Origin of the sequence: Nocardia sp. NPDC050710, from assembly GCF_040654375.1 — a bacterium.
Taxonomy (GTDB): Bacteria; Actinomycetota; Actinomycetes; order Mycobacteriales; family Mycobacteriaceae; genus Nocardia.
On sequence record NZ_JBFAHV010000007.1, the window covers coordinates 237528 to 257155 of the forward strand.

The window sequence follows — 19628 nt, forward strand, 5'->3', positions numbered from 1 at the left end:
AGCCGCATGCGCGGAGAATCCGGTCGCCGCTGTGGGTGTGGGCAAGAGCTCAGCGTTCGGGGACCGGACCGGTGTCGGGACCGGGGAGGGCGACGTCGAGCTGTTGGGGCAAGAGCGGGGAGATCCCGAAGGCCCCGGCGACGGCGTCCGCCGGTAGGGCTTCGACGGCGCGGATTCCGTTGGTGGCGGCCAGCTCTCGGAACCGCGGGAGTGTCCCGCGGACGATGAGGCCGACGGTGCAGGCGCAACCGGCCCGCAGGCGGGCGATCGAGACGGTCATGACGCGGTGGTAGCGGTCGCCGACGGCGTGTGGATCGGTGCGCTCGAGTTGGTCGAGCAGTTGCCAGGCGGCGGCATCGGCGGAAGCCACCGCCACCGCGTCGCCCGCGGGGACCTGGACCGCGACGATCGGCGTCTGCACATCGGTGAGGGGGACCCGATGCAGCACCTGCCCGATCCGCAGGCCGCCGCTGTGCGCCGGAATCTCCTCGGGCCGTAGCTCCTCGGTGAACGACACCAGCGCCCAATGCTCGGCGGTATCCTCGCCGGTCAGCGAATCACGCGCGTGCGCAAGATAGTCCGCGACCGGCTGACCGCGATCCGGACCCAGCCGATCTGTCGAAATCCCCGGCGGGCGTGGCGGATTCAGCTCGCCGAGCACCATCATGAACCCGACGACGGCGATCGCGACCAGCACGGCGAGGGCGCCGCGCACGACGCCGGATCGCTGCCTGGACCGATCGCCCGCGTCAGGCATTGCGCAGGACGTTCAGGGCGTTCTTCAGATCGTCCGGGTATTCGCTGGTGATCTCCAGGTAGCGGCCGTCGACGGGGTGATTGAATCCGAGCGAACGGGCGTGCAGCCATTGGCGTTCCAGGCCGAGGCGTTCGGCGAGGCGCGGATCGGCACCGTAGGTGAGGTCACCGCAGCAGGGATGCCGGATGGCGGAGAAGTGCACCCGGATCTGATGGGTGCGGCCGGTCTCCAAATGGATATCGAGCAGGCTGGCGGACTGGAACGCCTCGACCGTGTCGTAGTGGGTGATGCTGGGCCGGCCGTCCGCGGTGACGGCGAACTTCCAGTCGGCGCCGCGCGCCCGGCCGATGGGGGCGTCGATGGTGCCGCTGCTCGGATCCGGATGCCCCTGCACCAGCGCGTGATAGCGCTTGTCCACCGTGCGCTGCTTGAATGCCCGCTTGAGCACCGTGTAGGCGTGCTCGGACTGCGCGACCACCATCACCCCGGAGGTGCCGACATCGAGGCGGTGCACGATGCCCTGGCGTTCATGCGCGCCGGAGGTGGAGATGCGGTAACCGGCCGCGGCCAGCCCGCCGACCACGGTGGGCCCGGTCCAGCCGACGCCGGTGTGCGCCGCCACGCCGACCGGCTTGTCGACCGCGACGATATCGTCGTCGGCGTAGAGGATCTTCATCCCCTCCACCGGTGCCGCCTCGATCGTCAATTCCCGCTTGGGCTCCGGGAATTCGACCTCCAGCCAGGCGCCGGCGACCAGCCGATCGGATTTGCCCGCGGGCACGCCGTCGAGTTGTACGGATCCGTCGGTGGCGAGCTGGGCGACCGCGGTACGAGACAGGCCGAGCAGCCGTGACAGTCCCGCGTCCACCCGCATGCCGTCGAGCCCGTCCGGCACGGGCATGGTCCTGGTTTCCCTCATGCCGCGTTCTCCTGTCCGGTGCTCGTCACGGTGCCGCCGTCGGATTCCGGCGGGCGTTCGTCCTCGGTCGCGGTCCGGGTGTGCTCGGCCGTCTCGGCCGCGCCGTGCCCGTGGCGGGTGCCATCGGGCTCGAAGCCGAAGACGGTCAACAGCACCAGCAGGATGGCGCCGCAGACGATCGCCGAATCCGCCACGTTGAACACCGGCCACCAGCCGATCGCCACGAAGTCGACCACATGCCCCTGCAACGGTCCCGGCGCGCGGAACAGCCGGTCGGTCAGATTGCCGAGGGCGCCGCCGAGCACCATGCCCAGCCCGATTGCCCACCACAGTGAACGCAGTGTGCGGCCGATGCGGATGACGCCGATCACCACCGCGGCGGCGACCAGGGTCAGCAGCCAGGTCATGCCGGTCGCCATGGAGAACGCCGCGCCCGGGTTGCGGACCAGGGTGAAACGCGCGAAGTCGCCGATGATCGGGACCGGATCGCCCGGGGTGAGGTTCGCGACCGCGATGGTCTTGGTCAGCAGGTCGAGGCCGTACAGCACCGCCGCGATGAGCAGCAGATTCCTCAGGCGCAGCGGGGCCTTCCGATCCGCCGCTGCCACCGCTTCTTCCCCGCCCGTCCCGCGATCGGCGGCCCCGGACGCCGATTTCTCGGTCGGCGGAGCCGCGTCGTCGGGTGGCGGCACCGCGCGGTCTGCGGTGTTGTCCTCGGGCGGCCGGTCGTCACTCACGACGATTATCATCTCTCGAGCGCGCTACCGCACGTGCCGCGCCTCCGCCGCGGCGTGTTCGCGGCGGTTTCAGGACTCGTCGGCGGGATGTCCCAGCTGACACTCAGGAAGCGGTCGTACGCTGTGCCTTGTGACGGTGTTGTCTTCCCCCCACGTTCCCCGCATCGCGCGCTCCGGCGCCCTGCTCGTGGTGCTCGCGGTCGGGCTTTCCGCGTTCGGCGTCGGCTGCAGTGACGACTCCGACGCGACTGTCGCCACCGACAGCACTGAGCCGCTCGGCATCGGTAAGGAAGTGACCGTGCCGATTTCGGCCTCGGCCGCGACCGTGATGTCGCCGGGCGCCGAGCCGCGCGCCGTGCTGCGTCCGCGCTATGCCGCGGGTACCACCCAGCAGGTGACCTTGCGCACCGACCACCGGATCCAGCAGCAGATCAACGATCAGCCGGTGCGCGATTTCTCGACGCCCGCGCTGACCATCCCGATGACCGCGCAGACCAGCGCCGACGGCGTCGACCTCACGCTGGGCACGGTGACCACGCCGGATCCGTCGTTGAACAAGGCGCTCACCGCCGCGGGCGGCACCCACGCCGGATTCGACTTCAGCGATGACGGCGCCATCACCGCACTGCGTCTGGCACCGTCGCCGGATACTTCCAATGCGGCCCGCGCGGCGCTCGAACAGGCGTTTTACCAGGCCGTCTACCGCTCGGTCATGTTCCCCGACGAACCGGTCGGGGAGGGCGCGATCTGGACGGTGCACCAGGAAGTGGACGGCGGCGTCACACTCGACCAGGTGACCACGGCGACCCTGACCAAGGTCGACGGCGACCGGCTCACCATCGAGCTGAACGTCATCCAGAAGCCGAAGGCGACCGTCTGGACGCTGCCCAATCAGGCGGGCACCCTCGATATCGAGGATTACGCCATGCAGGGCGCGGGCACCATCACCGTCGACCTCGGGCTGCCGTTGCCGGTGGCAGGTTCCATCACCGTGGGCGGTCACCAGGCCTATCGGGATCCGCGCAGCGCGAGCAATCTGCAGCAGACGATCACCACGCAGGTCTCGTGGACCGAGTGAGCCGCGGTCGCGGCGCGTTGCTGGCCGCCGCGTGTACCGCTCTGGTCGCCGCATGTGGATCGTCGGATCCGAAGGAACCCGAGGAACCCGCGCTGCCGCCACTGGGACCGGTCGTCGCGGCGGCGCCCGCGCCGGGTACGCCGATCACCGATCCGCAGGACCTGATGAACCGGCTGCTGAGCGAGAACGACCTGCCGCCCGGCATGAGCGCCGTACTCGATTCGAATAACGGCCCCGGGAATACGCCCACCTCGGCCGTGGTGCCGCAAACCAGGCCCGCGGGGTGTGAGAAGGTTCTGATGCCGCTCAGCGAACAGCGGCCCGAGAATCTGGCCGCGAACTTCGCTATCTACAACGGCCCGAACTTCTCCAGCATCGATATCGATGCCGCGAGTTATTCGAACGAGGCTGTCGCCGCCGTTTTTTCCGAAGTGCAACAGACCATTCGGAATTGCATCAGGTACTCCGGCGCCGACTCCGACGAAGCCGTCATCGAATACCGACTGGGTGGTCTCGAACAGCCGCCCGTCGGCGACGCCTCCACCGCCTTCCAGCTGCGCACCTCCAGCGAGGGTTTCACCCTGGTCTCGCTGGTCGGCATCGTTCAGGTGGGGAATACGCTGGCCCAGGTATCGGTGACCGCGCCGGAATCGGTGGACCCGGGGGTGCTCAGCGATCTCACCGCCGCGCAGGTGCGCAAGTTGCGCGGTATCACGGGTCCGTGAAAACCGCCGGAATTTCTGCGTCATTCGGTAGATCGGCATTCTCCGGTGCCGTCCAGGAATAGGCTCGCACTGTCCGACAATTGCGACCCGGAGGTCTCTCATGTCCGATGTCAAACCTGTTCCCGACGGATATCCGGTGGTCTCACCCGGCCTCGCGATCGACGGGGCCGCCGCCGCCGTCGACTTCTACAAACTCGTCTTCGGCGCCTCGGAACGGATGCGTATGCCCCGTCCCGACGGCAAGATCGCCCACTGCGAGCTGACCCTCGGTAACTCGCTCATCATGCTCGGCGATCCGGATCCGGAAATGGGATTCCTCGACCCGAAGAAGGTCGGCGGCACCCCCGTCAACCTCTACGTCTATGTCGAGGACGCCGATGCCGCATTCGGCGCGGCGCTCGCCGGGGGCGCCAAGGAGCTGACCCCCATGACGACCCAGTTCTACGGCGACCGCAGCGGCGCCTTCGAGGATCCATGGGGTCATCGCTGGACCGTGGCCACCCACGTCGAGGACGTCCCACCGGAGGAGATGGATAGGCGGATGGCCGAGATGTTCGGCGAATCCTGACCGGCTCCACGTGGATCGGCGCACGGCGGGCGTGTCCAGCGCCCGCCGTCGAGTAGGCATGTCACGCGGGCCGTTCGGGTGATCCGCGCGCGGGCAGCGGCTCGGGCTCAGCCCGCGACGATCGAATCGCCTTCCACGCGCACGCTCTTCGAGGACAGCGCGCGCGCCGCCGGACCGGAGACCACCGAGCCGTCCAGACCGAATTTGCTGCCGTGGCAAGGGCAGTTGATAGTTCCATTCGCCACCGCGTTGACCTTGCATCCGGCGTGCGGACAGGTGCTGTCCAGCCCGACGAAGGTGCCCGCACTCGGCTGGGTGACCACCGTATCGCCGACAATCACCCCGCTGCCGACCGGTACGTCCGAGATCTTGGCGAGGATATTGGACGCGCCGCCCGGTTGTGCGGCGGGCGCGGGTGGCGCCGCCGGCGCGGGGGCCGCGGCGGAATCGGTGTCGCCGTAGGTGGTGCAGGCGGCCAGGGTGGCCGCGGCCAGTAGGCCGGCGCCCGCCACCACGGTGCGGCGGTCGAGAACCAGGTCGTCGTTGTTCATAGTCGAGCTCCGATCAGAAGATGATGCCGTTGTTCTGGAAGAACCACAGCGCCGAGGTGAGCCAGATGCCGGTAAGTCCGGTGAGTACCGATCCGCCCGCGACCGGGAGCGCCCAGCCGGGCAGGCCCTTGCGGGTGAGCAGCAGCATCTTGGTCACGAAGGCGCCGTAGAAGAAGCAGCCGAGCAGCGAGTGCCACAGCACCCGGGGCTCGTAGTCCTGAAAGCCCAACGCGTACAGGCAGTGCACCGCGACCGGGACGCTGGCCAGCACGGCCAGCCGCCCCGACCAGACGTGTGCCGAGCCGATCCATCCGGGCGCGGCGATCCGCGGGATCTTGCCGTACATGGCCAGGGCCGAACCGAATTGGAATACCGCGAGCGCGACAGCCAGCGTGGCGAGCCAGGACTTCACGGCGGTCGGGCTGGAGAAACCCGCCACATTGATCGAGAAGAACCGTGGTTCGTGCACGTTCGCGTATACCCCGAGCAGGACCGCGACCGCGGCGCCGATCAGCACCGCGACGGCGATGGCCGCCCCCGAGACCATGCTCGGCTGTATCTGCCGGACGGTGGGCGCTTCTCGATCAGCCGACATTGTCACCACCACTTACCTTGTTCGCTGTGATCTTCTTGCCGTTGACGATCGCCGTTGCGTCCGGCGCCAGACCGGGCGCCGAGGAGGTGGCGCCGTCGACCGCGCGCCGCACGCCGGTGACCGTGCCCGCGCCGTCGACGATCCAGCTCTGCCGCACCCCGCCGTCGGTGTAGACGTAGAGCCCGGCGGGCGGTGCGACGGGCGCGGCGGTGAAGTCCCACTGCTTGCCGCCGATCGCCAGCCTGCCGCGCACCGTGGTTCCGTCCAGCCTGCCGTCCAGGGTCGCGTCGTTCTTTCCGGTCAGTGTCAGCGTTCCGTTCGCCGCGCTGCCCCGCAGCCAGGATTCGACGGCCGTACCGTCGCAGGCGTAAGCGATCGCCTTATCGCCCTCGACCGCGATCGACAGCGTGAGAGTGCCACCGGTTTGCAGTGCGATCCTGCCGACGTAGTCGGCCTTCGTCGGGAATTTCGCCGCGGCGGGCGCGGCACTCGTCGGGGCAGCGCCGGTTGTCTGGGCCGCGGTTGTCGGCGCGGCGGGCGACGATGTCGTCGCATTCGGCTTCGCGGTCGTCGGTTCGGTTTCCTTGGACATATTGACGATCAGCAGGGCAAGGCCGAGCACGGCCACCGCCGCCAGGGTGAGCCACGGCCCCAGACGCTTCATGGAATCTCCTCGATATTCGGCCGCTCTCGTACCGGCCGATAGCGATTTCCGACCCCACGTTGCGCCGGTATCGCTTTCGAATTGTGTACGGGGCAGCCCACCTCAACGGTTCAATCCGGTGTTCCGCGTGGCCCCCGGACGGCGTGTCGCCTTGTCGAGCGCGCCGCCGCGGTCCGCGACGGCTTCGGAACATCCCGGTGCCGACCGGGTTCCGGCGCGTTAGTCTCCGGTAGGTGACCACCTCGACCACGGCCGCGTACCGTGCGGCACTGCTCGCCGAAACCGATGCGCTCGCCGACCTGATGCGCACAGCCGATCCGGCGACACCGATCCCGGCCTGTCCCGGTTGGACTCTCGCCAATCTGGTCACCCACGTCGGCCGCGGCCACCGCTGGGCCGCCGCCATGATCACCGGCCGGGCCACCGAGCCGCTGGACTTCCGTGCGGTCCCCGACGGTGCGATGCCCAAAGATCCCGAGGGCGCGGCCCGCTGGCTGTCCGACAGCGCCCGCCTGGTGCCGAATGCCGTGGATGCCATCGGATCCGACGTGCCGGTCTGGACTCCTTTCGGCCCGCCGCGCCCCGCCGAATGGTGGATCCGCCGACGGCTGCACGAGGCGACCGTCCATCGTGCCGACGTCCTGCTTGCCCTCGACCGCGAGGTGACCCTGCGACCCGACCTCGCGGCCGACGGCATCTCCGAATGGCTCGGATTACTCAGCACCGCACGGGGAAACGGCACGGGCGCACCGTTGCCCGACGGCGTCTCCATGCACCTGCACGCCACCGATCCCGACCTCGGATCCGCCGGTGAATGGACGGTCCAGTCCTCCGGCGGCGCGATCGTATGGAACAACGGTCACGCCAAAAGTTCGGTCGCCCTTCGCGGAACCGCCGTCGCCCTCCTGCTCGTCCTGCTGCGCCGCATTCCCGCCGACGACCCACGCGTCGAGATCTTCGGCGACACTTCCGTCTTCACCCGGTGGCTCGAGTCCACTCCGTTCTGACTGGGCAGACGTATCGCACGGGGTGAGTTGGTGACAGCCCCTACAGCGGCCGGTCGGTCGGGATATTGATGAAGCTGGGTGCGTTCGGATCCAGCCGCAGGTGTTGGGGTTTGAGCCCGCTGGCGTTGAGCATGGGACGGAAGGCGAGGGCCTTGGGCGCGTTCCCGGCGAAGATGTCGACGCGGAGCCGGTGCCCGGGCGCCAGCACCGCCTGGGTGGGGATGACGGCGATATCGAGGGCGACGGGTTCACCGGGGGTCACGGGCAGGTGACTGTCCACGGTCAGCGGGTTGTACGGGGCGGTGAAGTCACCGTTGGGCGAGCGGCTGCTCTTGGACTCGTCCACCGCGCGCAGGGAGGCGGTGAGCTGGCCGGTGGTCAGGACGGTGGAGGTGCCGTCGGGCGCGACATCGTTGACGGTGACGCTCCAGTAGCCGTCGGGGGCGTCGTGCACGGTATTGAGGTGGGCGTTGATCGGGCCGGAGATCACGGTGGGCGAGGACACCGGTGGACTGGTGAAGGTCAGGGCGTTGCGTTCGGCGACGCGCGAATCCTTGGCGCAGATATCCAGCGCGGCCCACATACCCGCCGAACCCTGGGCGGCGTCGCGGGAGCAGACGGTGGACAGACCCGGTGCGACAGTAAGGGATTCCGACGCGTCGGGCAGCGCGGGGGTGAGGGAGCCGTCGTGCAAGCTGTCCGCGGTGGTGCCGCTGGCCGTGGGGGAGAGGTAGACGCGGCGGTGGGTGACGCCGGGTTGCGGGAAGCTCGGCAGGGTCACCCAGTTGCCGCCCTGTTCGAAGACGACGACCGGCCCGAATTCGTCGATGCCGTTGTCGATGTCCTTGAGCCAGTAGTCGAGCCAGGCGCGTTGCAGTACGTCCAGCCGCGGCGGCGCGCCCGGGACTCCGGTTCCCGCACCGGGATTGGCGTGATAGGTATCGCCGACGACGAGCTTCTTCATGCCGGAGTTCGGCCTGTGCGTGACGGATCCCGTGGTGTTCGCGCCGTCCGTGCCGGTGCCTGCCGCCCGCGTCCCGGCGACATTGGAGACGAGCGGGCGGTTGGTGGTCGGGGCCGCGGCACTCGGACTGGTGGTGGTGGGGGCGGCCGAACCCGTGCCTGCCGTGCCCGTGCCCTCCGAACCGGCTCCCGCCGAACCCGTCCCGGCCGCGCCGGTGCCCGTCGCCCGGGTATCGACCGGCTCGGACGCCAGTGGAATCGCGTTGTAGATCTTGGTCGCGCTATTGGCGAAGATGTCGTGCCATCCGCCGTAGACGAATGTCGGCACCGTAATCCGTTCCGGGTGCCCGAGGATGGCCTTGCGGAAGGCACTCTCGCTGTCCAGCGCCGACCCGAGTGCGGGCGGGAGTTCCTCCATCGTCGGCACTGTCAGCGCTTGTATCAGGAGGTCGTAGTTCGTCATCGGATCCGCCAGCCGCTCGCCGAGCCACGCCCAGTCGAAGGTGCCGTTGAACATCGACGCCACATCGGGAATCATCTTGGACTGGTTCACGGTATTGAGCCACAGCGGTAGGAAGGTCGTTCCGACGCCGCCACCGGGCGCGACCACATCGCGCATGAGATCGCTGCCCGGCTCGACCGGGAAAATGGCCTTCAATGCCGGTGGCGCGTTCTCGGCCGCGCGGAGCTGATTGATTCCGGCGTACGATCCGCCGCTCATGCCGACGATCCCGTTCGACCAGGGCTGCACGGCGGCCCAATCGATCACCTCGCGGGTGTCGAGTTGCTCCCGCTCGCCCAACGTATCCCAGGCGCCCTGCGAGAATCCGGTGCCGCGAACATCCACGACCACCAGCGTGTAGCCGCTGCGGATCAATTTGCGATCGACGCCGAGCACGGTCTGCACCGTGCCGCCGTCGAGCGCGTGCAGCAGGTCGCCGAATCCGCTGATCGGCGTGCCGGACAGGTTGACGCGCTGCACGAGGTCCATGGTCAGCTGCTGGAGTCCGGGCAAAGCCAGTGCCGAATCGATGAGGTTGGTCATCAACTTGCTGTACGGCGTCATGGTGACAATCGCGGGCAAGGGTGAATTCGGCGTATTCCCGGCCCCGTCGACCGGCCGGTAGACATTGGCCTTGAGTATCGCCCCGTCGCTCATCGTGATCGGCACATCCGACTCGATGCGCACATCCGCGTACGGTTGCGGTCCGTCGTGCAGTTCGGTCCACTGTTCCACGGTGGACGCCAGGTCCGGCGCGCCGATCCGGGTCGCGCCCACCGACAATCCGGCGACCACGACGACCGCCGCCACGGCCCCCATCGCCACCCGGAAAGCTCTGCCCGAACCACACTTTGGCGCCACCCGAGTCCTCCAACTCGCCTACAACCGGTCCATGGACACCAGTGACCATAGCAATGCGCTACCGCCATATCGTGGAACCGAAGCCGCTGGTCCCGGTATTTTCGGTAGGGGGAGTCGGCGGTGCGGGCGTGAATGCGGCGGCTCGACACCGGTCGAAGGACGGCCCGGCGACGGTGAAACCCGATCCGTGGTGCGCGTGTCTCTCCTCGGAGACGGCCCACCGCGCGGCCGATCAGCGCCGGAAGGTTCCGAGCCCGTCCTCGTCGAAATATTCGAGGGTGAGCGTGTCGCCTGCGAAGGTGGCCTGGGAGATGGTTCCCGGTGGGGCGTTCTCATTGTCCAGCGCGAAGGTGAAGATATCCCCGTCCCAGTGCCGCAACGGGTAGGTCTTGCGGTCGGGGCCGAGCGCGAGCGTCAACGCGCCCGCGGTTTCGGTGATGATGGCCGGTCCCCAGTAGTCGTTGGCATAGACCCCGACGTAGGACGGCAGCGGCTGCGCGGGGGCCGGATTCGCGGGTGGCTGCTTGCCGACCAGATCCCCCTCGGGCTTGTTCAACCCGGCGAGCACATTCTTGTACAGCGCACGCCAGTCTTCCCGCACCTCGCCGTACTGCACCAGGTCGGCGAATTCGGCGGTCAGCGTCTCGGGAATGCCGATGGGGGCCGCATTGGTCAGCGCGATGATCGCCACGTCGGCGGAGGGGATGACCAGGAAGTTGGTGGCGGCGCCCAGCGTGAAGGCGCCCGAATGGCTGTAGGCCACGCGCCCGGTCGAGGTGGTCGAGACGTTGTACCCGTGCCCGTAGAAGCCGGCGCGCGCGTCCGGGACGGTGGGCGGGTTGGAGACGATCTGCGGTGTGATCGCCGGGAGCAGGGCCTCCGGTGGCGCGATCGTAATGCCTTCGAACGTCCCGTCGCCGAGCAGCATGGCGAGCCAGCGTGCCATATCGCGCACCGAGGAACTGACTCCGCCCGCCGGTGACTGCGCATCGGGATCGCGCACCGCCTGGGCCACCCAGCGCCCGTCGACCGACATATGTCCGACCGCGCGGTTCGTCCGTGCCCGGTAGTCGTCGAATCGCGAGCTGGTCGCGGTCATTCCCAGTGGTGCGTAGAGCACATCCTCCGACAACTGCGCCCATTCGGCGCCCGCGGCCTCGGCGACCGCTTCGGCGGCCGCGGTGAGGCCGAAGTTGGTGTACTGGTAGGTGATTCGGAACGGGTCGAGCGGTTCCATGCGCAGCCGCTCCAGTACCTGCCTGCGACCGTAACCGAGATCCTCCAGCCGATCACCCGCATGATCGGGGAGTCCGCTGCGATGCGAGAACAGGTCGCCGATCGTGACATTGGCGGTGACATAGGGATCGCGCAGCGCGAACCACGGCAGCTTCGAGACGATCGGAGTCTCCCACTCCACCGATCCCGCTCCGACCTGGTGCGCGACCACCGTCGCCGCCAGGGATTTGGATACCGAGGCCAGCTGGAACACGGTGTCGGCATCGACGCGCTCGTCATGGCCCGCTTCCCTGACACCGAAACCCTTGCTGTACACGGTCTTCCCACCGTGTACGACGGCCACCGCCATCCCCGGGATCCCCGACTCCGCGAGTAATGATTCGGCGAGCCCGTCGAGTTTCTCTACCGCAACCTCGACGGCCCGCTCCGGAAGCGCCAGGCCGACCACCTGGTTGGGCGCACCGGTCGGCTGGGCCGACGGTGTGCCGACCGCTTCGTCGGAATCCGACGAAGCGCAGCTCACCATGAGGGCGGCTACCGCGAATACGACCGCTCCGATCCAGCGTTCGCGACGCATCATGTGTCCAAGGTAGACCCGGCGGATCGGTGGCGTGCGTTCATTTGCCGGACGAGTCGGCAGGTTTTCAGCAATCGTGCCGTTACGGACCTGGCTCCGCCGCGGTGCTAGGGCACGAACGGGCTGCGGGCGCGGGCCTCGCGCAGCGAATGCGCCCACCAGGTGAGCTGATCCAAGACTCGGTTGACGGTGTCGTCGAGTTCGGCGTCGCGGCGGGGCCAGCTGCCGTCGGGGGCGAAGCGCTGCCAGGCGCGCGTGATCGCGACGGTGCGGCGGATGGGGACGGCGTTGAGTTCGGCGAGGACCTGGCGGAGCTGGGTGGCGGCATTGGCGCCGTCGGTATCGCGGCCGTAGCTGACCACGGTGACCGGTTTGGCGGCCCACTCGATGTCGAACCAGTCGACGGCGTTCTTCACCGCGGCGGGGAAACTGCGGTTGTACTCGGGGGTGACGATGACGAACGCGTCGGCGGCGATGAGACGTTCGCTCAGCTCGCGCACGGCGGACGGCAGCGGTTCGTCATGATCGGTGAGCCGGTCGGGGAGACCGGTGGTGGCCAGGTCGACGCAGTCGAGTTCGAGACCGCGACGCCGGACCCACCGGGCGAACCAGTCGGCGACGGTCGGGCCGAAGCGGCCGGAGCGGGTGCTGCCGATGATCAGCGCCACCCGCAGCGGCTCGGTGGACGCGACCACACCGGCCGCCGGGGCGGGGGACAGTGCGCTCACCGCGCGTCCTCGAGCGGGGTGTCGAGGAAGACCGGGATCATCGGCAACAGCAGGTCGGGGCGATGCGGCGCGGTGATGTGCGAGGTGCCGGGCAGGATGGCCAGCTGCGAATTCGGCAGCCCGGCCGGGGTATCGCCCATGATGCCGCCGCCGAAGAGCCGGAACATCTCCACCGAATGCTCGGGGCGGACGATATCGGAGTCGCCGATGACGGTGAGGGTGGGCGCCGTGACCCGGCGCACCGCCTCGGGCGCGAAGACCGGAATGCCGTTCATATCCTGTTCGCGGATCCGTTCGACCAGGCGCGGGAAGTCCTCGGGACGCGGAGCGTTCTTCAGATAGTCGGTGTGGAACGGCGACCCGTGCAGGTGCTCGGGCTTCAACTCGGCCAGCCCGTCCATCAGGCCGGGGTGCATGGCGTCGGCGGAGAGGCCGCCGGAGAGCAGGATCTGCTTGCGTACCAGATCCGGATACTTCATCGTGATCTCCAGCGCCACACCGGCTCCCATGCTGTAGCCGAGGATGTCGGCGCGCCGCACACCGATCGAGCCGAGCAGGGCGACGGTATCCTCGGCCATCTGCGGGGTGCGCAACGGGCGAACGATATCGACGGTGCGCCCGTGCGCCTGCTGTTCCACGGCGATGACCTGGCGGGTCTTGGACAACTCCGGGATGAGCTCGCCGAAGTCGGTGCCGATGCCCGAGAGCGCGCCGTGCAGCAGCACCAGCGGCGGCTGCGCGGTCGGCTCGCCGTGCACCTCGTAATACATGTGCAGGCCGTTCACATCGGCGTAGTTGCCGGGTGCCGGGGCGGCGGCGGGATCAGTGATCTTGGTCGTGCCGCAGCCGGTCAGCAGTGCGGTGGCGGCAAGTGCCGCGGCGGCGAGAACGGTGGTGAGCTTCATGTCGGATCCTTCGCGGTGGTCGGTACTTCGTTGTGACCAACTCTGGCCGCGGCGCCTTCCGGTTTGTTTACGGTCGGTTTCCGCACCGCCGGACTACGCGAGACCGTGCGGTTCCGACACGTCAGAACGGCGTCCTAAGCTGCGTGCATGCGTTTCGGTGTGCTGGGTCCGTTGACCGTCTGGACGGATGCGGGCACGGTGGTACCGATTCCGGGGGCGAAGGTCCGTGCGCTGCTGGCCGATCTACTGGTCAATGCCGGTCAGCCGGTCTCGGGGGACCGCCTGGTCGACGACATCTGGTCCGACGATCCGCCGGGAAATCCCGCGGGCACCCTGGCGGCCAAGGCTTCTCAATTGCGGCGCGCGTTCGAGGACGCCGAACCCGGCGGCCGCGAACTGGTGATCTCGCCGCCGCCCGGCTACCGGCTCGGCAGCACCGCCGTCGACGCGCTGCGGTTTCGCGAGTTGGTGGCCGCCGCCCGCGAGGCCGCCGACACCGCGACCAGGGCGCGGGTGCTGACCGAAGCGCTGGCGCTGTGGCGCGGTCCGGCCTTCGCCGACTTCCGGGACGCGGCCTATACCCAGCCCGCCATCGCGCAGTTGGAGGAACAGCGACTCGTCGCCGTGGAGGAACTGGCCGAGGCGCGGTTATCGCTCGGCGAATTCCGGGAGGTCGCGGGCGATCTCGGGCCATTCGTCCGGGAACATCCGCTACGCGAACGACTGCGGGCCGCCCAGCTGCGGGCGCTCTACGGTGCCGGTCGCCAGGCCGAGGCGCTGGACAGCTTCGAGGATCTACGCCGCCAGCTCGACGACGAGCTCGGGTTGGATCCGAGCCCGGAACTCGTTGCGCTGCAACGATCCATCCTCGCGCAGGAGCTGGCGGTGGCTGTGCCACGGCCGGAGACCGAGGTGCGGCGGCGCACTACCAATATCCCGGCTCAGCGCACCGCGCTGATCGGCCGCGACGCCGAGCTGGACGAATTGCGCACCGCGGTGTCCGATGCCCGGCTGGTCACGCTGACCGGCCCCGGTGGCGTCGGCAAGACCCGCCTGGCACTGGCCGCGGCCGCGGCGCTCACCGATCGCTTCGCGCACGACGCCTGGCTGGTCGAACTGGCGCCACTGCAACCGACCTCGGCCGACGGCGCGACCTGGCTGGCCGAAGCGGTCGCGCGGGTACTCGGCGTCCACGCCGCCGAGGGCGGATCCGCCGACCCCCTCGAATCGCTGTGCGAGGTGCTGGCCGATCAAGAATTGCTGCTGGTGCTCGACAATTGCGAACACGTGGTGGAATCGGCCGCCGACCTTGCCGAGGCCTTGCTCGGCGCCGCGCCGAATCTGCGTATCCTGGCCACCAGCCGTGAACAGCTGCGGCTGCCCGGCGAGGATATCCTCGCGGTGGAACCGCTGTCGGTGCCCGCATCCGGCGCGGCCTACGACGAAGTCGAACAATCCAGTGCCGTCCAGCTTTTCGTGACCCGCGCCCGCGCGGGCGCGCGCGACTTCGTCCTGGACGCCGACACCGCCGAATCGGTCGCCACCCTGTGCCGCCGCCTCGACGGCATCCCGCTCGCGCTCGAACTCGCCGCCACCCGGGTGCGCGCCCTCGGCGTCCACGAGATGGTGGCCCGCCTCGACGACCGCTTCCGTCTGCTGGCCAGTGGCCACCGTGGCGCGCCACCGCGGCAGCAGACCCTCACGGCCATGATCGACTGGAGCTGGGGGCTGCTCGACGACACCGAGCGGGCGGTGCTGCGCCGGCTCGCGGTGCATTCCGGTGGCTGCACCCTCGACGCCGCCGAATTCGTCTGCGCCGCAGGGGGAGAGGCAGCAGCCGGAACGGCGGCGGACTTCCCGGCGGTAGGGAGCGATACCGCCGGTCGGTCGGAGGGCGCGGGTGGACCGGTCGGGGGTCGGGCGTCGGTGGTGAGCGCGCCCGGTGCGGCGGTGCGGGTCGACTCGGCCGAGGTGGCCGATATTGTTGCACGGCTGGTGGATCGGTCGCTGGTACAAGCGGTCGGGCGGCGGTATCGACTGCTGGAATCGGTGACGGCGTTCAGCGCGGACCGGTTGGCCGATGCGGGCGAGGGCGAGGAGGCGTACCGCGCGCACCACCGGTACTACTTGCGGCTGGCCGAACAGGCCGCACCGCAGCTGTACGGGGCCGATCAGCAGCGCTGGCTGCATCGGCTGGATGCCGAGACCGCGAATCTGCGGACCGCCCTGGATGGTTTCGTCCGGACCGGGGATGCGGAGGATGCGCTGCGGTTGGTGCACGCGCTGGCCTGGTATTGGCTGCTGCGCGGTCAGCTCGGGGATGCCCGGCGCTGGTTCGATGCCGCGCTGGCGCTGGGTGGTGCGCCGCAGCACCGGGCGCCGGTATTGGCATGGCGCACCGGATTCGCCTTCCAGCAGGGTGAATTCACCGATGCGGAGGCCAAGCGCGCCGAGGTGTTCGCGGCATACGACACCGTCGAGGATCCCGCGGGCCGGGCCAGGGCCGAACTCCTGCTCGCCTTCACCGCGCTGGAATCCGGTGAGCTGTCGATATCGGAGGAGCTGATCGGCCGGGCGCGACCGGTTTGCGAAGAGCGGGGCGACCGCTGGGGGATCGCGTTGGCGCATGTGGCGCTGGCCAAGATGTCGCACAGTCGCGTCGATTTGGCCGCGCTCGAGGAGAATGCCCGCGTGGCGGCCAGGATCTTCGCCGAGCTCGGCGACCGGTGGGGCCGGCTCCAGGCCGCCGAATGGCTGGGCGGGCTCGGTGAACTCACCGGTGACCTGACCGGTGCCGCCGAGATCCACGGCGAGGCACTGGGTTTGGCCAGGGAACTGGAATTGTGGGGCCAGGTCTGCACGCACCTGTGCTGGCTGGGCTGGATCGCCATGCAGCACACCGAATTCGATCGCGGTGCCGCACTGGCCGAGCAGGCGATCCAGGTCGCCGCCGAACACGGTTACGCTCCCGGCCGCCTCTTCGCCTCTATCGTGCTCGCCTTCACCGCCCGCCGCGACGGCAAACCCGAAGTGGCCGAACCCATTCTGCGGGAAATCCTCGCCCTCGCCGCTACCGACGGCGACGAGATCCCGCTGTTCGTGCCCATGTTGCAGGTCGAACTCGGTTATATCCGCGAGCAGCGCGGCGAGGTTGCCGTCGCGCTGCGCCTGCACTTGGACGCCTTCGACGGCGCCCAGCGCATCGAAGCTCCGCGCGACACGGTCTTCGCCCTCGCCGGGCTCGCCGCCGCGACTACCGGTCTCGGCCACTTCGACACCGCCGCACAACTACTCGGCGCCGCCGAGGCTCTGCGCGCGACCACCGGCATGCACCTGCTTCCCGCGGAACATCCTGATATCGACCGCCCTACCGGCGTGGTCCGCGCGGCACTCGGCGCCGAACGCTTCGCCGCAGCGCATGCCGCGGGTAGGCACTTGGCCCCCGACGCCGCACGGAAGTTGGCCGCGGACGTCGAGGTGGCGGTGTCGGACTGACAGCGGAAGGCGTTCGGCCTACCTGCCGCCGGATCGGCTGAGCGCCGGGGACTCCCGCGCACCGGCCTACGAGCGCAACGCTCGGTCCGCGGCGGCGAGCACCCTGCCGAAGACGAAGGAGATCACCGGCGCGACGAGTAGCCGGGTCACGGCGGCGGCGCCGAACGGCAGTCGCATCTCCGCGGTAGTGGTCCAGACCACCCGGGTGCCGCCAGGGACCTCGGTGAAGGTCAGCCGTCCGCCCTCGTGTCGGCTGGGCGGGAAGCTGCGTTCGACCAGATATTCGAATTCGTGCGGTGGGCGGTAGGCGGTGATGCGCTCTCGGAACCACCCGATCACCCAGATCAGCACCCGAATCGCGTCACGCCCATACGGCGCCCCGTCCCCTTGCTGCACCAGACGCTCGCGCAGCACGACCCGTGATCGCGGGTAATTGTCCGCTTCGGCCAGCCATTCGAAGACCTTGTCGATCGGCGCCGCAACGACACGTTCGACAGTGATGGTTTCCATCGAAATCCTCCCCTTCTCGTCTACTACAACAAATAGTAGAAGGGTTCCGGGCGGCCCGTCCGGATTTCGGTCGTTCACACCCGTCACGGGCGGCGCAGTCGGTGACGGGAAGACGTGGGCGTGGTCGCGCGGACCCGATCCCCCTCATCGCGACCGGGTCCGCCGCCCGGGGCTAGCTCCGAGCGATGGCCTCGAAGACCTTGGGGTCCACCAGGGTCGAGGTATCACCCAGTTCGCGGCCCTCGGCGACATCGCGCAGCAGGCGACGCATGATCTTGCCGCTGCGGGTCTTCGGGAGCTCCGGCACGATATGGATCTCGCGCGGGCGCGCGATGGGGCTGATCTCCCGGGATACCTCGGCCTTCAGCTCGGTGACCAGGGCGTCACCGGTATTCGTCGCATCCGCGGTGAGGATGACGAAGGCGACGATGGCCTGGCCGGTGGTGTGGTCGGTCGCGCCGACCACGGCCGCCTCGGCGACGCCCGAGTGCCCGACGAGCGCGGATTCGACCTCGGCGGTGGAGATGCGGTGACCGGAGACGTTCATGACATCGTCGACGCGACCGAGCACCCAGAGATCGCCGTCGGCGTCGAGCTTGGCCCCGTCGCCCGCGAAATACCAGCCCTCGGCGGCGAATCGGTCCCAGTAGGTCTCGCGGAACCGGGCCATATCGCCCCAGATGCCGCGCAGCATGGACGGCCACGGCTGGTCGAGGACGAGCAGACCGGATCGATCGTTGTCGAGCACGGCGCCGTCATCGTCCACGATCGAGGCGGAGATGCCGGGCAACGCGGTCATGGCGGCGCCCGGTTTGGCGGCGGTGACACCGGGCAGCGGGGAGATCATGATGGCGCCGGTCTCGGTCTGCCACCACGTGTCCACGATCGGGGTCCGGTTGCCGCCGATGACCTCCCGATACCAGCGCCAAGCCTCCGGATTGATCGGTTCGCCGACACTGCCCAGTAGCCGCAGCGAGGACAGATCGTGGGCATCCGGGATTTCCCGGCCCCATTTCATGAAGGTGCGCACCAGTGTCGGCGCGGTGTAATAGATGGTGACGCCGTACTTTTCGATGATCTGGAAGTGCCGGTGCTCGTCCGGAGAGTTGGGTGTGCCTTCATAGACCACCTGGGTGGCGCGGTTGGCCAGCGGTCCGTAGACGATGTAGCTGTGCCCGGTAACCCAGCCGATATCGGCGGTGCACCAGTACACATCGCGGCCGGCCTTGTGGTCGAAGACGTTGTGGTGGGTGTAGGCGGCCTGGGTGAGGTAGCCGCCGGACGTGTGCAGAATGCCTTTGGGTTTTCCGGTGGTGCCCGAGGTGTAGAGAATGAACAGCGGATGCTCGGCGTCGAAGGCCCGCGCCTCGTGATCCGGTGACGCATCGGTGACGGTATCGTGCCACCACAGGTCGCGGCCCTCGGTCCACGGCACCTCGATTCCGGTGCGGCGCACCACGAGTACGTGTTCGACACTGTGCCCATTTTCGCCCGAGCGGGGGCCCTCCGTGGTTACGCGGGCTTCCTCCTCCGGGCCCTGACCGCTCGGGCGGGTCGGCGCACCGTCCAGCGCCTCATCCACCGCGGCCTTCAGCGGTGCCGCGGTGCCGCGCCGCCACTGCCCGTCGGTGGTGATCACCAGCCGTGCGCCCGCGTCGTCGACGCGCTGGCGCAGGGCGGTGGGGGAGAAGCCCGCGAATACCACCGAGTGGGTCAGCCCGAGCCGGGCGCAGGCGAGCATCGAGATGATGGCCTCGGGCACCATCGGCATGTAGATGGCGACCCGGTCGCCCGCGTGCAGCCCGAGTTCGGTCAAATAGTTCGCCGCTCTGGATACTTCTGCCAGCAGTTCGCCGTAGGTGATGTCGCGGGAGTCGCCCGGTTCGCCCTCCCAGTGGATGGCGACCTGATCGCCGTACCCGTCCAGCACATGCCGGTCCACGCAGTTGTACGTGACATTGAGGGTGCCGTCGACGAACCACTTCGCCACCGGAGCGTCGCTCCAGTCGAGCACCCGGGACCAGCGCTGCCCCCAGTGCAACCGGCGTGCCTGCGCCGCCCAGAACTCCATCCGATCGGCTGCGGCCCGTTCGTACAGGCCCGCACCGGCATTGGCGGTCGCGACGAATTCGGCGGGCGGCGGATAGGCCGCGGGCGCTCCGGCATCGCGGTCGGTGGTTGCGCTGGTCAACGTAGAACTCCAATCGAAATATCACGAGCACGAGGTCGATCCCGTTGGGCCCCGGCGCT

General features: G+C 68.9%; 17 protein-coding genes. 5 read left to right on the forward strand and 12 right to left on the reverse strand.

Annotated features, from left to right (window positions below; all coding sequences use genetic code 11):
* Positions 1 to 49: 49 nt before the first annotated feature.
* From AB0H61_RS16035 to lspA, 3 genes are read right to left on the reverse strand one after another with little or no spacing between them, the layout of a single operon-like run.
* Entirely contained in the window at positions 50 to 757 is a 708-nt protein-coding gene (locus AB0H61_RS16035; protein ID WP_357304419.1) for a hypothetical protein, read from the reverse strand.
* Positions 750 to 1676: an RluA family pseudouridine synthase gene (locus AB0H61_RS16040; protein WP_357304422.1), complete on the reverse strand. Its 927-nt coding sequence runs from the start codon at positions 1674 to 1676 to the stop codon at positions 750 to 752. Before AB0H61_RS16040 ends, AB0H61_RS16035 begins: the two co-directional genes overlap by 8 nt.
* A complete protein-coding gene (lspA, locus tag AB0H61_RS16045; RefSeq protein ID WP_357304425.1) occupies positions 1673 to 2413 on the reverse strand; it encodes a signal peptidase II in 741 nt (246 codons plus the stop codon). The genes AB0H61_RS16040 and lspA overlap by 4 nt, the downstream gene beginning before the upstream one ends.
* A 130-nt stretch (positions 2414 to 2543) precedes the next feature.
* Between lspA and AB0H61_RS16050 the strand changes: the two genes are divergently transcribed.
* From AB0H61_RS16050 to AB0H61_RS16060, 3 genes are all read left to right on the forward strand, one after another.
* Positions 2544 to 3491, forward strand: a complete 948-nt coding sequence (locus tag AB0H61_RS16050) for a hypothetical protein (protein WP_357304428.1) — start codon at positions 2544 to 2546, stop codon at positions 3489 to 3491.
* A complete protein-coding gene (locus AB0H61_RS16055) occupies positions 3488 to 4216 on the forward strand; it encodes a hypothetical protein (RefSeq protein ID WP_357304431.1) in 729 nt (242 codons plus the stop codon). The genes AB0H61_RS16050 and AB0H61_RS16055 overlap by 4 nt, the downstream gene beginning before the upstream one ends.
* A gap of 100 nt (positions 4217 to 4316) precedes the next feature.
* Positions 4317 to 4784: a VOC family protein gene (locus AB0H61_RS16060; protein WP_357304434.1), complete on the forward strand. Its 468-nt coding sequence runs from the start codon at positions 4317 to 4319 to the stop codon at positions 4782 to 4784.
* A gap of 107 nt (positions 4785 to 4891) precedes the next feature.
* On the opposite strand, the gene AB0H61_RS16065 is transcribed toward AB0H61_RS16060, so the two are convergent.
* Genes AB0H61_RS16065 through AB0H61_RS16075 form a run of 3 tightly spaced genes read right to left on the reverse strand, consistent with a single transcriptional unit; the run spans position 4892 to position 6594 of the window.
* Positions 4892 to 5335 (reverse strand): Rieske (2Fe-2S) protein, encoded by a 444-nt coding sequence (locus AB0H61_RS16065; protein WP_357304437.1) that lies wholly within the window; start codon positions 5333 to 5335, stop codon positions 4892 to 4894.
* A gap of 13 nt (positions 5336 to 5348) precedes the next feature.
* Positions 5349 to 5930, reverse strand: coding sequence for a DUF6529 family protein (locus tag AB0H61_RS16070; protein ID WP_357304440.1), 582 nt, complete (start codon positions 5928 to 5930; stop codon positions 5349 to 5351).
* Positions 5920 to 6594 carry a hypothetical protein gene (locus tag AB0H61_RS16075; protein WP_357304442.1) on the reverse strand — a complete coding sequence of 225 codons (675 nt, stop codon included), beginning with the start codon at positions 6592 to 6594 and terminating at the stop codon, positions 5920 to 5922. The genes AB0H61_RS16070 and AB0H61_RS16075 overlap by 11 nt, the downstream gene beginning before the upstream one ends.
* A gap of 233 nt (positions 6595 to 6827) precedes the next feature.
* On the opposite strand from AB0H61_RS16075, the gene AB0H61_RS16080 reads away from it, so the two are divergent.
* Positions 6828 to 7601, forward strand: coding sequence for a maleylpyruvate isomerase family mycothiol-dependent enzyme (locus AB0H61_RS16080; RefSeq protein WP_357304445.1), 774 nt, complete (start codon positions 6828 to 6830; stop codon positions 7599 to 7601).
* Between the two features lie 40 nt (positions 7602 to 7641).
* Here AB0H61_RS16080 and AB0H61_RS16085 read toward each other — a convergent pair whose 3' ends face one another.
* The 4 genes from AB0H61_RS16085 to AB0H61_RS16100 form a co-directional block, all read right to left on the reverse strand.
* Entirely contained in the window at positions 7642 to 9927 is a 2286-nt protein-coding gene (locus AB0H61_RS16085) for a CocE/NonD family hydrolase (protein ID WP_357304448.1), read from the reverse strand.
* A 232-nt stretch (positions 9928 to 10159) separates the two neighbouring features.
* Positions 10160 to 11740: a serine hydrolase gene (locus AB0H61_RS16090; RefSeq protein WP_357304551.1), complete on the reverse strand. Its 1581-nt coding sequence runs from the start codon at positions 11738 to 11740 to the stop codon at positions 10160 to 10162.
* 107 nt (positions 11741 to 11847) lie between these two features.
* The gene (locus tag AB0H61_RS16095) at positions 11848 to 12468 is read right to left on the reverse strand and encodes an NAD(P)H-dependent oxidoreductase (RefSeq protein ID WP_357304450.1); all 621 of its coding nucleotides are present in this window, start codon (positions 12466 to 12468) and stop codon (positions 11848 to 11850) included.
* A complete protein-coding gene (locus AB0H61_RS16100) occupies positions 12465 to 13373 on the reverse strand; it encodes an alpha/beta hydrolase (RefSeq protein ID WP_357304452.1) in 909 nt (302 codons plus the stop codon). The genes AB0H61_RS16095 and AB0H61_RS16100 overlap by 4 nt, the downstream gene beginning before the upstream one ends.
* 147 nt (positions 13374 to 13520) lie before the next feature.
* Here AB0H61_RS16100 and AB0H61_RS16105 point away from each other — a divergent pair, with 147 nt between their 5' ends.
* On the forward strand, positions 13521 to 16868 hold the full coding sequence (locus AB0H61_RS16105) for a BTAD domain-containing putative transcriptional regulator (protein ID WP_357304455.1): 3348 nt from the start codon (positions 13521 to 13523) through the stop codon (positions 16866 to 16868).
* A 66-nt stretch (positions 16869 to 16934) separates the two neighbouring features.
* On the opposite strand, the gene AB0H61_RS16110 is transcribed toward AB0H61_RS16105, so the two are convergent.
* Positions 16935 to 17378 (reverse strand): SRPBCC family protein, encoded by a 444-nt coding sequence (locus tag AB0H61_RS16110; RefSeq protein ID WP_357304458.1) that lies wholly within the window; start codon positions 17376 to 17378, stop codon positions 16935 to 16937.
* Between the two features lie 172 nt (positions 17379 to 17550).
* Positions 17551 to 19569 (reverse strand): acetate--CoA ligase, encoded by a 2019-nt coding sequence (locus AB0H61_RS16115; protein ID WP_357304461.1) that lies wholly within the window; start codon positions 19567 to 19569, stop codon positions 17551 to 17553.
* Positions 19570 to 19628 lie beyond the last annotated feature (59 nt).